Consider the following 15,491-nt stretch of genomic DNA (forward strand, 5'->3'; position numbering starts at 1 on the left):
AGCAAAGACATAGGTTGACGAGATGGGCAAAAGCGCGTTTAAGAACTTTTTCATGACTGCATCTGACCAATCGGAACTAAAACCGAAATATAAACGCATTATCCTCAAGCTCAGCGGGGAAGTGCTCCGAAATACCGAAGATGGCGAACCCATCGATCCAGCGACGCTTAAGTCGATCTGCGAAGAGGTAAAAAAAGTATACGACATCGGGGTCCAAATCGGCCTAGTCATTGGGGGCGGCAATATTTTCCGTGGCCTCAGCGGCTCTGAAATGAAAGGAGTGGATCGCACCACAGGCGATTATATGGGCATGTTGGCCACCGTAATCAACGGTCTGGCGCTGATGGATTGCTTGGAAAAACTCGGGGTCACGGTACGCTTACAAAGTGCGATCCCGATGGATAAGCTCGCAGAACCCTTTATTCTACGCCGGGCCACGCGCCACCTGGAGCGCGGCCGCGTCGTCATCTTTGCAGGCGGCACGGGCAATCCCTACTTTTCAACCGACACCACCGCAGCACTGCGCGCGAGTGAGATCGGCGCAGAGATGCTCATGAAGGCCACCAAGGTCGACGGCATTTATGACAAAGACCCTGAAAAGCATGCGGATGCCGTGAAATATGACCATGTCCCTTACATAGACGCTCTGCGAGAGCGCCTCAAGATAATGGATTCAACCGCATTTTCGCTTTGCATGGAAAACAAGCTTCCTATTCTCGTATTTAGTATGCGGGAGCCGGGCTCGATCTACCGTGCCGTCATGGGTGAAGAAATCGGCACCTTAGTCGATTAATTCCACTCCGCTGTTTTAATAATCAACATCTTATTACCATGCCAAAAGAAATCATCAAATCCATGAACGCCGACATGAAAAAGGCGGTCGACCACACCCTTCACGAATTCAGCAGTCTACATACTGGTAAAGCCACACCAGCAATGCTTGATGGTGTGCGTGTCAATGCTTATGGGAGCACAGTCACACTCAAAGAAGTCGCAGCAGTCACCACACCCGATGCACGTACCATTATGGTGCAGCCTTGGGATAAAAGCGTAATCAAGGATGTCGAAAAAGGCATTCAAGAAGCTAACCTAGGCCTCAACCCGATTATCGACGGTGGCATTTTACGTGTGCCAGTGCCGGAACTGACCGGGCAACGTCGCCAGGAATTGGCCAAAACTGCAGGCAGCATGGCCGAAGATGGCCGTGTGCGCATCCGCCAGGGACGCCGCGATGCACTGGATCTGCTCAAAGCCGCCAAGAACGACGACGGCCTACCAGAGGATGATTTTAAGCGCTATGAAAAAGAGGTACAAAAAGCGCACGATGATTACATCGCTGAAATTAACCAACATTTAGCGACCAAAGAAGCCGACCTAAAAAAAGTCTAAGCTTCGCGCCCATACATTCGTCATTATTTCGCTTTGTGGTCACTCCTATGGAGTGCTCGCAAAGCGAAAGTGCACGAAGCGACGACCGAACTACGCCATATAGTGAACCCGCTCAATCACGCTAAACGCATTGTCATAAAGCTCGGCACGGGCGTACTGACATCTGGTATCGGGAACTTGAATACCGCCCGCATTGCAACCCTATGCGGGCAAGTCAACGCCTTGCGCCAACGCGGAATAGAAGTGATACTGGTCAGCTCAGGCGCAGTGGGCTTGGGCATGGGAAAGCTGCAACTTGACAAGCGCCCCAAGGATCTGGCCACACTCCAGGCATGCGCCGCCGTCGGCCAAAGCATCCTGATCAACAACTGGCAACAGGGCTTTGATCCGCATGGCTTAACCGTCGCTCAGATATTGCTCACGCGCGAAGATTTGCGTGCACGCCATCGGCATAATGCTGTTTTTAATACAGTCGAACGCCTGCTCGCCAATGGCGCAGTGCCCATCGTCAACGAAAATGACACCGTCAGTGCTGCCGAAATTAAATTTGGCGACAACGACACATTATCTGCCTTAGTGGCCAGCGTCACAAATGCGGACATGTTATTCATCCTCTCGAATATACCTGGGCTGATCGACATGCAAGGCACTGGCCAAGTCGTCGCCACCGTGCCGGCAATCACACCTGAGATCGAAGCGATGGCACAGGGCACCAAGCATACGACCTCAGTCGGCGGCATGATCAGTAAGCTTTCGGCAGCAAAAATTGCGCATCGAGCGGGCTGCGGCGTCATTATCGGCAGCGGCAGCGACCCGGAACTATTCAACAAACTACTCAAGGGCGAAAGTGTGGGCACCTATTTTGTACCCAGCCAGGAACCAGTCAAATCCCACAAACGCTGGATTGCTATTCAAGACGACACTCATGGCTCGATCACAGTGGACGCGGGTGCGGTCGAGGCACTGGTCAAGCGTGGTAAAAGCCTACTGGCAGCAGGTATAATCAACTGCGAGGGTCCGTTTGAAAGCGGTGACGTGGTACAAATTCACGCCCCCGACGCTGCTATTATCGCGCATGGAATCGTCAATTACGATATGGAACGCATCCAAGCCAAGCTACCAGAGCTGGAAGACAATGTCGTGATCCACAGAGACCACTTAGTGCTGCTGTAAGACTCCGCAGACTGGCTACCAACTGACTCGCAGGCCGTCGTAAGCGAGGTGAACATTCTCAGGCAATTCAGCCTCAGTAATGTCGTGATCGACCATATAAGTCATGTGTGTAAGAAACGAAATGGGCGCATCCATCTCGACTGCCGTCTGGGTAGCTTCGCCAATTGTCATATGAGAAGGATGCGGATCTGGGCGAAGCCCGTCCAGAATCACAACATCCGATCCCTCAGCGATGAGTCGCGCCTCTTCGCCGACTTCCTTACAGTCGGTATAATAAGTAAACTGCTTACCTGTTTCCGCCTCGGTAAAAACGAGTCCCAGCACTTCAATGGCACCGTGTGGTAAGGCCACAGATTCCACCGTGCCACCAGGCAGCTCCAGTGTCCCAGGCATCAGCCCTAACTGAAAAGCAGGGTAGCCTTTAACCAGTGGCCGATCTAGGATTGCATAAGGATAAATTTGACGAATGCGCCGCAGACCTTCTTCACTACTGTAAACAGGCAAGGCCTTGCCTCCATTCAAATCACAAAAGCGGCGCAGATCATCCATTCCTAGTATATGATCCGCATGCCCATGAGTTAGAATAAAAGTGTCAATTTTATCGAGACCATGTTGCACACACTGCATACGAAACTCAGGTGCGGCATCCACCTGGATATGATGCCCCCCCATCTCAACATGAATCGAAGTTCGGGTGCGCCAGTTCTTCGGGTTATTCATATCGCAGCCCTCCCCCTCGGGCTGAGCAATCATGGGCACCCCCTGCGAGGTACCGGTTCCTAAAAATATGATCTCCATAACATAGGGGATGGCGCTTCCTGACGACGCTGGCAACTCATCAAAATAGCAGCGCACTGGTTTTTCATGAAAGATTCAACTACTCAGACCGAACGACCTCCAACAATACATCGCGCAAGTGCTGTAATTTGACTGGCTTCGGCAAAAAGTAATTCATACCTGCTTTTTTAAAGCGGCTCTCATCAGAGAGGGTATTGAAGGCCGTGACTGCCACAATTGGGATTTGCGTCCCCAATTCACCAGCCTCTCCGTTACGCAAAGCAATCGAAGCGCTCAAGCCATCCATGATGGGCATATCAATATCCATCAAAATTAAATCGAAGGTCTTCGACTGACTAACTAAATCCAACACTTCACGTCCGTTGGTCGCAAAATGGCTTTCCTGCCCCATATGCTTAAGAACAGATGCCATCAGGCTACGCGCCACCGGATCATCTTCCGCAACTAAAATGGAGAGCTTAAAAGGCAGTTGTTTCACCGATTTAGGCTGCCGATTTTCGCTCTCGAGGCTCAGCCCCCCCACAGGTAGTTTCTCTGAAGGTGAGGCCTGCATTTGCTCCATTTCAAAGGAAAGCAGCGTAGTCACACCTCCTTCCACCGGATGCACCTTAGAAAAGAGCGCGCCTCCATATTTCTCCAGCAGCATAGAAGCCACAGACCAATATAAATACTCCATTTTGATCCGTGGCAAACGCTCTCCCGTAGTCAAACCACCCGCCGTGCGAATCTGCTCTCGCCGATCATCCGAAAAGATCTCCAGCGGGTTGTAGACACTCACACGCACCTCGCCGTCGCTCGCTTCCCAGCTAACCGTCAAGGTTTTCCGGTCACTCGGGATCTCGACCAGAGAAATCGCCTCTAAAGAACCTAAAATTGTGTTTTCTACGATATTTCGCAGATGATCATAATCACCCCGCAGCCGTAGCCTTTTATCCTGATGAACCAACTTAATATTTAAGCCACGTAAACCCGCCCGAAAATCAAGATGTCGCTTAATTTGTTCGAACATCTCAAAAGGGCTCACCCACTCCCGGTACTCGGGTAAATCATCCCACTCCGCCTGAATCTTCGAATGGTTCACTAATGTGCTGATCACCGCAAGCATGTGGCGAGCGCAGCCTTCAATCGCCACGAAGTCCTCGTCTTCCCGCTCTTCATTCAGAATCTGTACGATACCGAGAAGGCCATTCAAGGGCGTGCGTAACTCATGCGAAAGCGTCGCAAACAACACATCGGAGCCCACATCTGCCTTAGCTGTGCCACGATTACCAGCCCCAGCGGCAGGGGTCTTCGCCGATTCAGTAGCCCGATCCTGATGGTGGCTAAGCTCACGAATTTGCCGTCGCTGTCGCAGCACAAACAACAATAGCACAACTATACATACAAGACAGAGAATAAAACCTAGAAGAGTCACCAAATAACAGGATGCAGTATACCGCTTGGGGTCAAATACATATATATGCAGACGCGCTTAAAACCCTCGCTCAGCAAGATCTTTAATAGTTTCCGCGAGCGCAACTTCCATGCTGCGCTCTGGTCGGAAAGCAAGATCCTGTATGGCGGGCTGCAGATCAAAGTAGTGGTCTTTAGCCAACTCGACAGCGACAAAACGTGTAATCGGCGGCTCCCCTGCCCGCCCCAATAAGCGCCACAGTGTTTCTGCAACAGCGCCGGCAGCATAGGCCAAGCGCAATGGAACACGCTGTGTCAAGGGAGCGTGTCCAAGTCCTGTAAGCACCTGATTTAGCCAGGTCCACAACTCGACTGGTTCCCCCTGGGAAATAAAATATGCTTTACCGGCACACTTGCCGGTATCCAAAACATCCAATGCATTCAGATGAGCCGCAGCGACATCTTCGACGTAAGCAACATCCACACGATTACTGCCATCCCCCACAATTCGCAAGCGCCCAGCCTTCACACTCTCGATCACACGCGGTAACAAATGTGGATCTCCTGGACCAAAAATCAAATGCGGTCGCAAAGCCACGACTTGTAATGTATCACAACTCGCCGCCAGTATTTCCTGTTCTGCAATAGCTTTGGTGTGGGCATAGTGACACAGCCAACGCCGCCCATAAGGCATATCCTGGCCACCACCTCGAATTGCTTGACGATTAAACACAACACTTGGAGTACTGGTATAAACGAGTCGTCTCACCCCCTCTGCCTGACATGCCGCCACAACATTACGCGAGCCCAGAACATTGGGTCGGTAGTAGCTATCCCAACTGCCCCAGACACCGGCCTTCGCCGCAACATGAAAGACGGCGTTAACCCCCACGCAAGCCGCACGCACCTCAGCCGCATTTCCTAAGTCGCCTGTAATCACGCGCACCCCCTTAGCCGCTAAACTTGGTTGCGGCGAACGCCCGAAGGAGCGAACTGTATAGCCACGCGCAAGCAAGCGCTCAACAACAGAACGACCAACAAAACCTCCACCTCCAGTGACTAAGACTTCCATGGATCCAAGTTATTTCGTCGCAAATTTTCTCGCAAGCGACAAACGGTGTATCTTCGCATTGTGGCGCACATCGACAGGAAAACTCCTTTCAAAGAAAAAATCCTGAATTGGAGCTGTCAATGTATGGCTCATCGCGAGCGCTTTAAGTGATTTGATAAACGACGCCCGCGCGCTCCCCGAACTCGGGAATGCAGTCTTCTCCGGTTCAATCACCACTCCAGGACGCCCTTCGCCAAGATCGATCAAGGCCGAACGAAACACCTGTGGATGCGCGTTAAAAATCGCTTCGCAGCAATCGGTATACATCGCGCCGGAAGCCGTCAAAACCCGCTCCACCTTGCGTCCACAAAACCATAACCGCCCTTCAGCATCCAGCCAACCCATGTCTCCCATTCGATGCCAATGCCCAATCGCATCGGCAATCTTAGCATCCGCATCCGCCTGCTCCAGCTGATCATAAGCTCGAGTCACAGAAGGCCCTTGCACAATAATCTCACCGATAGCTCCAGCCGGAACCTCCTGCACTGCATCAATTACAGTAATCGGTCCATCCACAGGCTGAATCACACGTACCGCCACATTAGGTAAGGGCCGCCCCACACATGTGCCCTCTCCCAGTTGAGTGCGCGCTGCGGTCTGCTGCAAAACCTCTGAGGCCGAAATTGAGCTCACAGGTAGGGCCTCAGTCGCGCCATAGGGCGTATGAATTTCACCATTCGGGATGATCGTTCGCATCTGCTGCATCAGCGCAGGCGGCACCGGCGCACCAGCCATTAAAATCCGCCGTACACTGGGCAGCACAATGGATTCACGTTCACAATAGCGTGCAATTTTCGTCCACAGCGCGGGCGATCCAAAACTATTAGTCACCGAATTCTGCTCAATGGCCCTTACAATCTGAGCGGGGTCAACCGTAGCAGGTCGACTCGGGTTCATATTCGGTACCACCGTACACATTCCCAAAGCAGGATTGAACAAAGCGAAAACAGGCAACATTGGCAGATCAATTTCCCCTGGCTGGATCATATACTGCTGCCGAATCGCATTCACTTGAGCCAAAAACATACCATGCGCATAGCAAACCCCCTTGGCTGGACCTGTTGAGCCCGAGGTAAATAAAATAGCCGCCAATTCATCGACTGCGGAATCCACCACAGCAAAGGATCCCGAAGACTTAAAACCGTCTATTTTCTGTTCAAATCCTCGGCCAACTCCGAGCTTAATCGTGACCCCCTGAAAACTTGGCCGAAAAAGACGAGCAATCCAAATCGCTGGCGTAATGCCCACAAGGGCAGCGGGCTGAGAGTGCCGCACACAGCGCAAAAATTTTTTAAGTCCCATGCCGGGATCAATCACAATCGGCACGGCACCCATTTTAAACAGGGCAAAGACAATACGAATCAAATCCAGCCCTGGCCGCACCATCAATAAGACTCGCGTACCCCGCTGAATCCCTGCTGCCGTAAAATAATGCGCAGTGGCCGCAGCCTCAGCTTCCAGCTCAGAAAAGCTGCGCGCTACATAACGAATGGCCCCGCTGCCATCATGCCCGACTGGCGCTCGCACAGCCGCAGCCGTCGGCTGGGCCACTGCTTGTTGAGCCAGAAAATGTGCGACATTATAAGCCATCGTGTCTACTGCAGCGCGCGTTATCCATATCAGTCAAGTGATCGCACGCGCGGCTGCTCACTCAAAAATTTAATACACTTCAACTAAAGACTCTACTGTTTACTCAATGCGTCTCCCTCAAGTAGCATCCCCATCTTCGCGCGCAGTGATGCTGAAATTGCAGCACGATCAGTCGCATTCTCTGCGATGCAATTGACAATCGCGCTCCCGACAACCACTCCATCGGCCGCTTGTGCCACCGTGCGCACATGATCGGCATTCGAAATGCCAAAGCCCACCACTACTGGCAGATCCGTATGCTGCTTGATCTGAGCAACATTAGCTTGGATACTCTCTGACATTGAGGCCTGCTCCCCAGTCACGCCTTCGCGTGAAACATAATACACGAAGCCAGTAGTTGCTTCGCATATTCTTTCCAAGCGACTTTCAGGAGTCGTTGGTGCCACAATAAATACTGTCTTCACATCATGCTTGGCACAGGCTGCGAGATGCTCAGCAGCCTCCTCAGGCGGCAGATCCAAGGTCAATATGCCATCCACACCCGCAGCCTTCGCACGCGCAGCGTACCTTTCACTGCCTTGCGCAAAGACTAGATTATAATAGGTATAAAAAATAATCGGCACCTCGCTAAACTCACGGATAGCGGTGACTAGATCCAAGACGCGCTGACTGTCACTGCCACTTTCCAAAGCACGTTGTGCCGCCAATTGATTAGTCAAGCCGTCTGCTAAAGGATCTGAAAACGGCACCCCCAGTTCCAAAACATCAACGCCAGACTCTAACACCGCACGGCAAGCAGCGACAGACCCGGCAAAATCAGGATCCCCGGCACACAGGTAGGCAACAAAGGCGGCGCGATTCTCTTCGCGCGCTCGAGCAAAGGCTTTTTCGATTCGATTCATGATGTATATTATCCAGCTGAGAAAATGGTAAAAGGTTCGAGAAGTCAGCAATGACAGTGAAGCCATAGCGATCACTGTCCAAACTTCATGCTTTCCCACGACGAAGCAAGACCTTTGCGGCCTCGACACCAGTCCTCATACAAAAAGCCAAAGCCCACGCTTTGCTCGAGCCTACCCTAGCCCGCCCTAGCCGCCCTAGCCCAACCTAGAAAATTTAGCTATTTCGAATCAAGGCTTTCTCAATCAATGGCAACATCTTACCATGACGAAAGAGCGTCACCTGCCCGGTACTGCCGGAAACCACGATACAGAGACAGTCCATCGCCTGCGTAATCGATGCCGCCGCAGCATGGCGACTGCCCAAACCGCTGTGCAACTCGTGCTTATAATCCGGAGCATGGATCAGCGAACCGGCTGAAATCAGTACGCCATCACCTCGAATAATAAACGCACCGTCAATCGAAGAGAGTTCTTTGACCGTCTCATCCATAAAAGGATTCAGAATATTACGGTCCTCATCCTTGTATCCATAGAACGGATTCAAAATTAATGGCTTGGTATACTGAGAAATTTGCTCCGCATTGCCCAAGGCAAAAAGACAGCCTACCGGATGCCCCTCACGTCCTTCCACAGCCAATTCAGTCGCGATCGCCAGCACCCGTTCAATGACCTCAGGCTTCACACTGGCGGGTAACATATCAGACTTACTCGCCAGCATCGTATCGAACTCACGCTCCACATCGACCACTGTAATACTGTCAAACTGATTACTTTGCGGTAGCCCTCCAATACAGCAAAGACGATCGGTACTCGAGAAAATGCCACGAGTGAGCCCGATCAATACCGCACTGCGAAGCTGGGAAAAACGATGGTTACTGTACGAACGGATCGGAATCACCGCATCAATTTCCTCCCGTTCCGTAGCAGCCTCCGAGGTGCCATGCGCAATCAACACCGTCTTAAAAGCCCGAAAGACCTGCCCCACTTCAACGCCCCCTCCAAAGGTATCTGCAAATACCAGCACGGAAGTACACTGGGCGCCTTTGGCGATCTTTGCCGCCTCGCGCAAAATAAGATTATTAAAACGGTTGTGACGGCGACGCGGCTTATCCTCTTCGCCCGCGAATACCTGCTTTAGTTCCTTGCGAAAGTCCGCAAGCTTTTCAGCAGCACGCAAACGCTCCATATGCCCATTATCTTGAAAGATACGTGCCAACGAAGCCAGGCTATACAGATAGCTACGCGCATGCTCAGATGCGAGCAGCAAGAAGATATAGCGTATTTCCTGATACTCAGCCTGCCCCTCGTAAGCCAGGCCATTGGGACAGCGCCCGACTGCGACCATGTACGGTCGCTTCATATTCACCCGTGCATGTGGCAGGCAGACACCATTGCCCAGATAAGTCGTCATTTGACGCTCTCGATCCAGCAAATCAGCCAGCAACCCCTTTTTAGTGAGTCCGCGCTCCTTACTCACATCACAGACTTCGAGCAGCTCCGACACAGCGCTTTCAAAATCCGTGCTTTCTAAGTCAATCACACGGGATTTAGCGATGTATCTATCAATGCGCATGCAGGCGTGGCGAAGTTTCCAGTTCAGTAATGATTAAGCGTTAAGCCACTATTAATACGGGAGATAGGAGAACTGGCAACTATCAACTGCATTTTTAAGTTTACTGATCCCACTCAAGCGCCCCCTTCTTGAGCTCATAGCAAAGGCCTAATACGAGCACGAAAAGGAAGAAGAAACCAGGCAGTAAAATGGGCAAATTAGCAGAAAGAAATTCTCGAAAGGTCAACACCCATGGGAAGAGGAATACGACTTCGATATCAAAAAGAATAAAGAGCATCGCCGTGACATAAAACTTGATCGCAAAAGGAGCATGGCCAGAGCCCTCAGCCAACATGCCACATTCATAAGGCGTATTTTTAATTGCAGTATCAGTGCCGCGCTGCCCAAAAATGTGCGACGCAACAAGTACAACCGTACCGATACTGGCTGCGATTAAGATTTGAACAAGAATCGGATAATAGTCCGCGATTTGCATAGTATTAAGAAAGAAGTCTGCTTTAGCCTAGAATTCAAGGCGTTTCTACATCGAATCGCAGAAAGTAGCGAACCAGGCGACTCACCATGGCGTCATACGCCGCAACCATGACTGCGGCTCCGGGATCTCAGCTGCAGGTGGAGCGGCCGGTTCAGGCGCAAGCTGCACACGCACTCCACTTGCTGGCAGGGGCACTGGCACGATACGGATTCGATCGCGATCCAGCTCGCCAAGTCCTAAACTCGCGGCAAAAGGTAACTGCTTGGGCATGGGCTCAATCTCCGGAAAACCTTCCAACAAACGCATCGCATTCATACGGTCATACAATAAACGATCCAATGCCACGGGATCACTACTCATCCACAAGCGGGGTTCCGAACGCGTGTAGATCGAATTAAAGTATGGACCTGCAATAAACTGATAACGCTCCAGGGAAACAAAATTGAGAACCAAACGCTCTTCCAACTCTGGAATTGCTGCAATTTCAGCCACCGCAGCCGATGCCGTCGCTTGGTTGATTAAAAAACGGCGACTATTACTAACATTCCAAAGGGTCGCATTGGCCAAAACCCCATCAACACCGAGCGCGGGATCATCCGCCCCCACGGCAAGATTGATCCAAAAATCGACTTCAAAAATCAAAGGTTTTGGCAAATAGCTCTTACGCCCCTGTGCGCCTGCAGCCAACTGCTGCGAACGACGTTCTGCTGCAATCAGCTGCGGTTCCTGCTGCAATGCCGGGGGTAAGGGACTATCATAGAACCACTCAGAATCATAATATTGCTCTGAATTTAAAGCGATCACCGGACAGCCTTCAAACTCTGCCGTCGCCTGACTCAGCGGAGGCATCACCCCCGCCTCGCGTAAGTCGTGCGCGGAATAGTCCACAATCAATATCGAGGCGCGCGGATAGCCACGTAGCTCCAAAGCCTCCACCACTGCGCGTATCAGCTGCAAGGGAGTGCTCAAGCCTGGACCCCCACGGGTATTAATCTTAAGCGCGACCTTTCCGCGCTCCCCGATATGCAGCCGTTGGGCCACTGCCGATTCATAGCTAGCAAGGAGACGCTCCACTTCAGTATAATAAAGGCTTCCGCTGGCGATTGGCGACTCCCAGACCAGCCCATGCGGGGCACGTGGAACCAAGGCAGCCGACGCCACACTAAAGAAACTACACCAACACGCTCCCATGATAAGAAACGACCATGCGACGACTCGCCGCCTATCCACTTGACAGCTATAAAGCTGAAACGAGAGTGGACGCTTCGTCGTTTTGTTGCTAAATGCACTCACAAACCGAACACAATTCCCCCACATGTTAAAAGCAAACTTCAAAAGCGTATTCTTCATCACACTGATCACGACCTTCATTTTACTGCTAGGTTGCAGCAGCCCTGAAGAAAAAAAAGCCGCACAAATTAAAGAAGCGCTCGCTCTTTCTGCGGCGGGTTCCAACTCCGAAGCCTTAAGTATCCTCGAAGGCCTCACCCAGACCTATCCCAACGATCTAGAAATCCTAAAGTCCATCGGACAGATCTACAGCGCGCAAGGCGACGCAAGCATGGCCGCCTTCTTCCTCGAACAAGCTTATTTACAGGCTCCAGCAGACACTGAGCTACTCTTTCAAACTTACCAAAGCCTAGAAGCAGCCGAGCAACCCGCCGCGCATCTGCTGGAAAAACTCGCAGCCCAAGCACCGGCCAGCATGACGCCCGAGCTCTGGATTCGCCTCGGCCAGAGCCGCCAAGCAGAAAATAAAGTAGAAGCTGCCTTGGACGCATACCTGAAAGGCGTCGACCCAGAGCAACAAAAGCCGGCACCACAAACGGCAGCAGCAATCGGCCAACTCTTTGTTCAAGTCGACAACTTGCCGCAGGCCGAATCCTGGTTACAAATTGCAGCCGATAATGACGATCCGAATGCACTCACTGCACTGTTCGGATTACTTGAAATCCAACTACGTCAAAAAAACTGGGCCCAAGCTGAGGCCACCATAGCGCGACTCGACAAACAATTTCCCGGCGCCGTGGAAGCCAGTCAATGGCAACAGGCACGCCAAGAACTCATCCGCTGGCGCAAAGCTCAAGACGAGATGCAGGCTAAACTCGCGCAAGTAGAGGCCGATAAAAAGGCTGCCGAAGCATTACGTGCCACTCAGGAAGCCCAATCTCAAGCCAACACTCAAACTCAACCACACACACCGGCACCGGCAAATGCCCAAGAAGCACAGGTCGCAGTTGACGATACAGTCGACACACAGAACCCGGTACCCACAGAAGGCAAGGCTCAGATCATAGCGGACCTAGAGGCCGCCGAAGCCATGGCCAACACCCCCGCCATAGAAAACGAAGCGGCCGAAGTCCTCCCCCCTGACATCACCTTAGTCCAGGACATAGCGAGCGAAGCCTCCACCGAGAACCGCAGCAAAGCAATCAGCTTTGACCCCAGCATCGCCATCGAACCCGCCGACCCAGCCTTCAGCTTCGAAGTCGATTACGACCAAGCCCCAAGCGCGCCGGAAACCAGTTATCGCATGGAAGCGAACACTCCCAACGAGCCTGTTCTCACTACGGAGAACACGCCCCCCATTGGCATCGACAACTTTTCCAATTTAAACCGCAGCGAAGTCACAGAACCGGTACGCTTCAGCGAGCGTCCCCGTAGCATCGAAGAACTGATGGCCGAAGCCGAAACAGCCACCTTCGACCGCGATTACAAAACTGCGATTCGCAAGTATTGGGCTGCCATCAGCATCGCTAATAACCGAGCTGACGTCTGGAACCTGCTCTCGCGCGCCTATCTAATAGATGGCCAACTCAAAAATGCCGAAACCACCGCCTTGGAAGCAGTACGATTAGAGCCGCGCGAAGTCGCCTATACGCTCGACTACCTGCGCGTCGCCCAACGTTCCAAGGAACCGACCGCTTTCCTGACAGAATTGGAAACCGCCTACGACCGCTTCCCCAACAGCCCCGAGATCACCCTCTCGCTCGCACGTGGGCACGAACGCATTTCCAAGGACCGCGCCACCGCTCACAACCTGTATCTACGCTTCATCGACATCGCCCCCAACCATCCCCTCATCCCCGAGGCACGGGCGGCAGTAGCACGACTGCGCTAACAAAGAGTCGATCTGAGCTTGCGCAGACCGACCTGAGCTCTAGGCGTATCTAGTCTGAGCATGCTCAAAGACGATTATTTACATTTCATCATCCACCTTCATTTTCTTTTCTCAACTTGCCACGCGTCAAACAAAGCTCAATCGAAACCATAAAACACCAAGTCAACTTGGTTGACGTGGTCGCACCCTATGCCCAGCTCAAAAAAGCCGGGCGCTCATGGAAGGGTCTGAGTCCATTCACTCAGGAAAAAACACCCTCTTTTTACGTACACCCCGACCGCGGCTTCTACAAGTGCTTCAGTACCGGCGAAGGTGGCGATTGCTTCACCTTCATCATGAAGCAAGAGAACCTCGAATTTATCGAGGCAGTGGAATTTCTCGCCAAAAAATTTAATATTTCCCTGGAGTACGAAGCCGGCGGGCCTTCACGTGAAGAAGTCTCGTTACGCAAGCAGATCTTCGAGCTACATGAACTCGTCACCACTTGGTTCCATCAGCAATTTCTGGAATCTCAGGAAGCTGGCCCGGTACGTGATTATTGGAAAAACAAACGTGGCTTCAGCCCCGAAACAGCTAAGGAAGTAAAAATCGGCTATGCTCCTGCGGCCCGCGAAGCCTTGGCGCTCTACTGTAAGGAGCGCAAGATCTCCACCGCAGCCATGCTACAGTCCGGCCTCTTCTTCGCCCGAGATGGCGAACGCAATCATGAGAACTTCAAATCACGTTTTCGTGGCCGTTTGATGATTCCCATACGCGATGTTCAAGGCCGCGTGGTGGCCTTCACTGCACGCCAACTACCGCAAACACCAGCAGACGATCCTGCCCGCGAAGCAAAATACGTCAACTCCCCCGAAACGTCGATCTTCCACAAAGGCCGCATCCTCTTTGGAATGGATCACGCCCGGACCCATTTAAAAGATGGAGACAGCTTCTTATTAGTAGAGGGACAACTCGACGCCATCCGCTGCTGGTCCGTCGGCCTACACACCGCAGTCGCCCCCCAAGGTACGGCGATCACCGACGATCAGATGCATCTACTCCGTCGCTACGAGCCCAACAGTATTGAATGTCTACTCGACGGAGACTCCGCTGGCCGCAAGGCTGCCCTACGCGCTCTTCCCCTGGCCTTCAAAGCTGGCCTCGAGTTTCGCTTCCTATTACTGCCAGAGAAAGCCGACCCTGATGATTTACTAAGGGAACAAGGTGCCGAAGCACTGGTCCCACTACGTGCAAGCTCCAAAAGCGGCATCGAACTCCTCATCGCCGAAAACCTCCCCAAGGACCGCCCGCCCAGCACACACGAGAAAACCACTGCCCTACGCGCCGTCTTCGAGCTGCTACATCACGTGCCTTCCGAGGTGGCCCGGGAAGACTACATTCAAATCGCAGCCCGGCTGGTAAATGTCGACCCAATGGCCGCGCTTCGAGACTTTCAAAAAGTACCAGCACCTCGTCCAGCCTACCAGCAACAAGAAAAAGCCCAGCCAGCATCTAAAGCCAAACGAGACCCGCTATTGACACAGGCCACTTGGGAGCTACTTTGGCTCGTTTTACATCATCCGGAATATGCCAATAAGCTTTCTGAAATTATTGATTACGAATGGATTAATACAGACTCCACCACAGGCCGCCTGCTCTCTCGACTGCTTGCTGAATTACGCGAGGGGATGATAGAGAGCGTTGAGCAAATTGAAAACATCATTGATACCGTCGAAGAACGACAACTCCTCGCAGACATACATTCCCGTGAACTCTTGGTTGAAGTGCCCTCCAAACAAATCGAGTTTTGCCTAGAACGCCTACGACGCAATTATGTAGAAGCCCAGATTAAACAATTGGAACAAAAGATCATCAATTCAGATCCCGAAACACAGATCCGCCTCATGCGTGAGCGCAAAGCACTCCTACGCAACGTTGCACTTCCACTCCAAGTAAAACTTTAAGACCGTATACTTCACGACCACTTC

General features: G+C 52.1%; 13 protein-coding genes. 5 read left to right on the forward strand and 8 right to left on the reverse strand.

Annotated elements, in window-relative coordinates; translation table 11 throughout:
• The first annotated feature begins 52 nt into the window (after positions 1 to 52).
• Genes pyrH through proB form a run of 3 tightly spaced genes read left to right on the forward strand, consistent with a single transcriptional unit; the run spans position 53 to position 2,562 of the window.
• Entirely contained in the window at positions 53 to 793 is a 741-nt protein-coding gene (gene pyrH / locus QEH59_RS03845; RefSeq protein ID WP_308984034.1) for a UMP kinase, read from the forward strand.
• 38 nt (positions 794 to 831) lie between these two features.
• Entirely contained in the window at positions 832 to 1,389 is a 558-nt protein-coding gene (gene frr / locus QEH59_RS03850) for a ribosome recycling factor (protein WP_308984035.1), read from the forward strand.
• Positions 1,390 to 1,422: 33 nt separating this feature from the next.
• Positions 1,423 to 2,562, forward strand: a complete 1,140-nt coding sequence (proB, locus tag QEH59_RS03855) for a glutamate 5-kinase (protein ID WP_308984036.1) — start codon at positions 1,423 to 1,425, stop codon at positions 2,560 to 2,562.
• A 15-nt stretch (positions 2,563 to 2,577) separates the two neighbouring features.
• Here the strand turns inward: proB and QEH59_RS03860 are convergent, their stop codons facing one another.
• The 8 genes from QEH59_RS03860 to QEH59_RS03895 all read right to left on the reverse strand — a co-directional run bounded on the left by QEH59_RS03860 (position 2,578) and on the right by QEH59_RS03895 (position 11,696).
• Positions 2,578 to 3,360, reverse strand: coding sequence for an MBL fold metallo-hydrolase (locus QEH59_RS03860; protein WP_308984037.1), 783 nt, complete (start codon positions 3,358 to 3,360; stop codon positions 2,578 to 2,580).
• A 79-nt stretch (positions 3,361 to 3,439) separates the two neighbouring features.
• On the reverse strand, positions 3,440 to 4,732 hold the full coding sequence (locus tag QEH59_RS03865; RefSeq protein ID WP_308984038.1) for a response regulator: 1,293 nt from the start codon (positions 4,730 to 4,732) through the stop codon (positions 3,440 to 3,442).
• Positions 4,733 to 4,831: 99 nt separating this feature from the next.
• Positions 4,832 to 5,824, reverse strand: coding sequence for an NAD-dependent epimerase/dehydratase family protein (locus QEH59_RS03870; protein WP_308984039.1), 993 nt, complete (start codon positions 5,822 to 5,824; stop codon positions 4,832 to 4,834).
• A 9-nt stretch (positions 5,825 to 5,833) separates the two neighbouring features.
• Positions 5,834 to 7,453, reverse strand: a complete 1,620-nt coding sequence (locus QEH59_RS03875) for a fatty acid CoA ligase family protein (protein WP_308984040.1) — start codon at positions 7,451 to 7,453, stop codon at positions 5,834 to 5,836.
• Positions 7,454 to 7,545: 92 nt separating this feature from the next.
• Positions 7,546 to 8,355 carry a tryptophan synthase subunit alpha gene (gene trpA / locus QEH59_RS03880; protein WP_308984041.1) on the reverse strand — a complete coding sequence of 270 codons (810 nt, stop codon included), beginning with the start codon at positions 8,353 to 8,355 and terminating at the stop codon, positions 7,546 to 7,548.
• A 214-nt stretch (positions 8,356 to 8,569) separates the two neighbouring features.
• Positions 8,570 to 9,928: a PTS sugar transporter subunit IIA gene (locus QEH59_RS03885; RefSeq protein ID WP_308984042.1), complete on the reverse strand. Its 1,359-nt coding sequence runs from the start codon at positions 9,926 to 9,928 to the stop codon at positions 8,570 to 8,572.
• A gap of 100 nt (positions 9,929 to 10,028) precedes the next feature.
• Entirely contained in the window at positions 10,029 to 10,403 is a 375-nt protein-coding gene (locus tag QEH59_RS03890) for an NADH-quinone oxidoreductase subunit A (RefSeq protein ID WP_308984043.1), read from the reverse strand.
• 81 nt (positions 10,404 to 10,484) lie between these two features.
• Entirely contained in the window at positions 10,485 to 11,696 is a 1,212-nt protein-coding gene (locus QEH59_RS03895; protein WP_308984044.1) for a hypothetical protein, read from the reverse strand.
• A gap of 22 nt (positions 11,697 to 11,718) precedes the next feature.
• Between QEH59_RS03895 and QEH59_RS03900 the strand changes: the two genes are divergently transcribed.
• The gene (locus tag QEH59_RS03900) at positions 11,719 to 13,524 is read left to right on the forward strand and encodes a hypothetical protein (RefSeq protein ID WP_308984045.1); all 1,806 of its coding nucleotides are present in this window, start codon (positions 11,719 to 11,721) and stop codon (positions 13,522 to 13,524) included.
• 116 nt (positions 13,525 to 13,640) lie between these two features.
• Positions 13,641 to 15,467 (forward strand): DNA primase, encoded by a 1,827-nt coding sequence (gene dnaG / locus QEH59_RS03905; RefSeq protein ID WP_308984046.1) that lies wholly within the window; start codon positions 13,641 to 13,643, stop codon positions 15,465 to 15,467.
• Positions 15,468 to 15,491: the final 24 nt, after the last annotated feature.

It is taken from the genome of Thalassobacterium sedimentorum (genome assembly GCF_031127905.1).
Taxonomy (GTDB): Bacteria; Verrucomicrobiota; Verrucomicrobiia; order Opitutales; family Coraliomargaritaceae; genus Thalassobacterium; species Thalassobacterium sedimentorum.

Bases quoted from the DNA above. Each gene is read 5' to 3' on its own strand.
- pyrH (WP_308984034.1), top strand. From the start codon at position 53: ATGACTGCATCTGACCAATCGGAACTAAAACCGAAATATAAACGCATT.
- QEH59_RS03885 (WP_308984042.1), bottom strand. From the start codon at position 9,928: ATGCGCATTGATAGATACATCGCTAAATCCCGTGTGATTGACTTAGAA.
- trpA (WP_308984041.1), bottom strand. From the start codon at position 8,355: ATGAATCGAATCGAAAAAGCCTTTGCTCGAGCGCGCGAAGAGAATCGC.
- QEH59_RS03890 (WP_308984043.1), bottom strand. From the start codon at position 10,403: ATGCAAATCGCGGACTATTATCCGATTCTTGTTCAAATCTTAATCGCA.
- QEH59_RS03870 (WP_308984039.1), bottom strand. From the start codon at position 5,824: ATGGAAGTCTTAGTCACTGGAGGTGGAGGTTTTGTTGGTCGTTCTGTT.
- QEH59_RS03900 (WP_308984045.1), top strand. From the start codon at position 11,719: ATGTTAAAAGCAAACTTCAAAAGCGTATTCTTCATCACACTGATCACG.
- QEH59_RS03875 (WP_308984040.1), bottom strand. From the start codon at position 7,453: ATGGCTTATAATGTCGCACATTTTCTGGCTCAACAAGCAGTGGCCCAG.
- frr (WP_308984035.1), top strand. From the start codon at position 832: ATGCCAAAAGAAATCATCAAATCCATGAACGCCGACATGAAAAAGGCG.
- QEH59_RS03860 (WP_308984037.1), bottom strand. From the start codon at position 3,360: ATGGAGATCATATTTTTAGGAACCGGTACCTCGCAGGGGGTGCCCATG.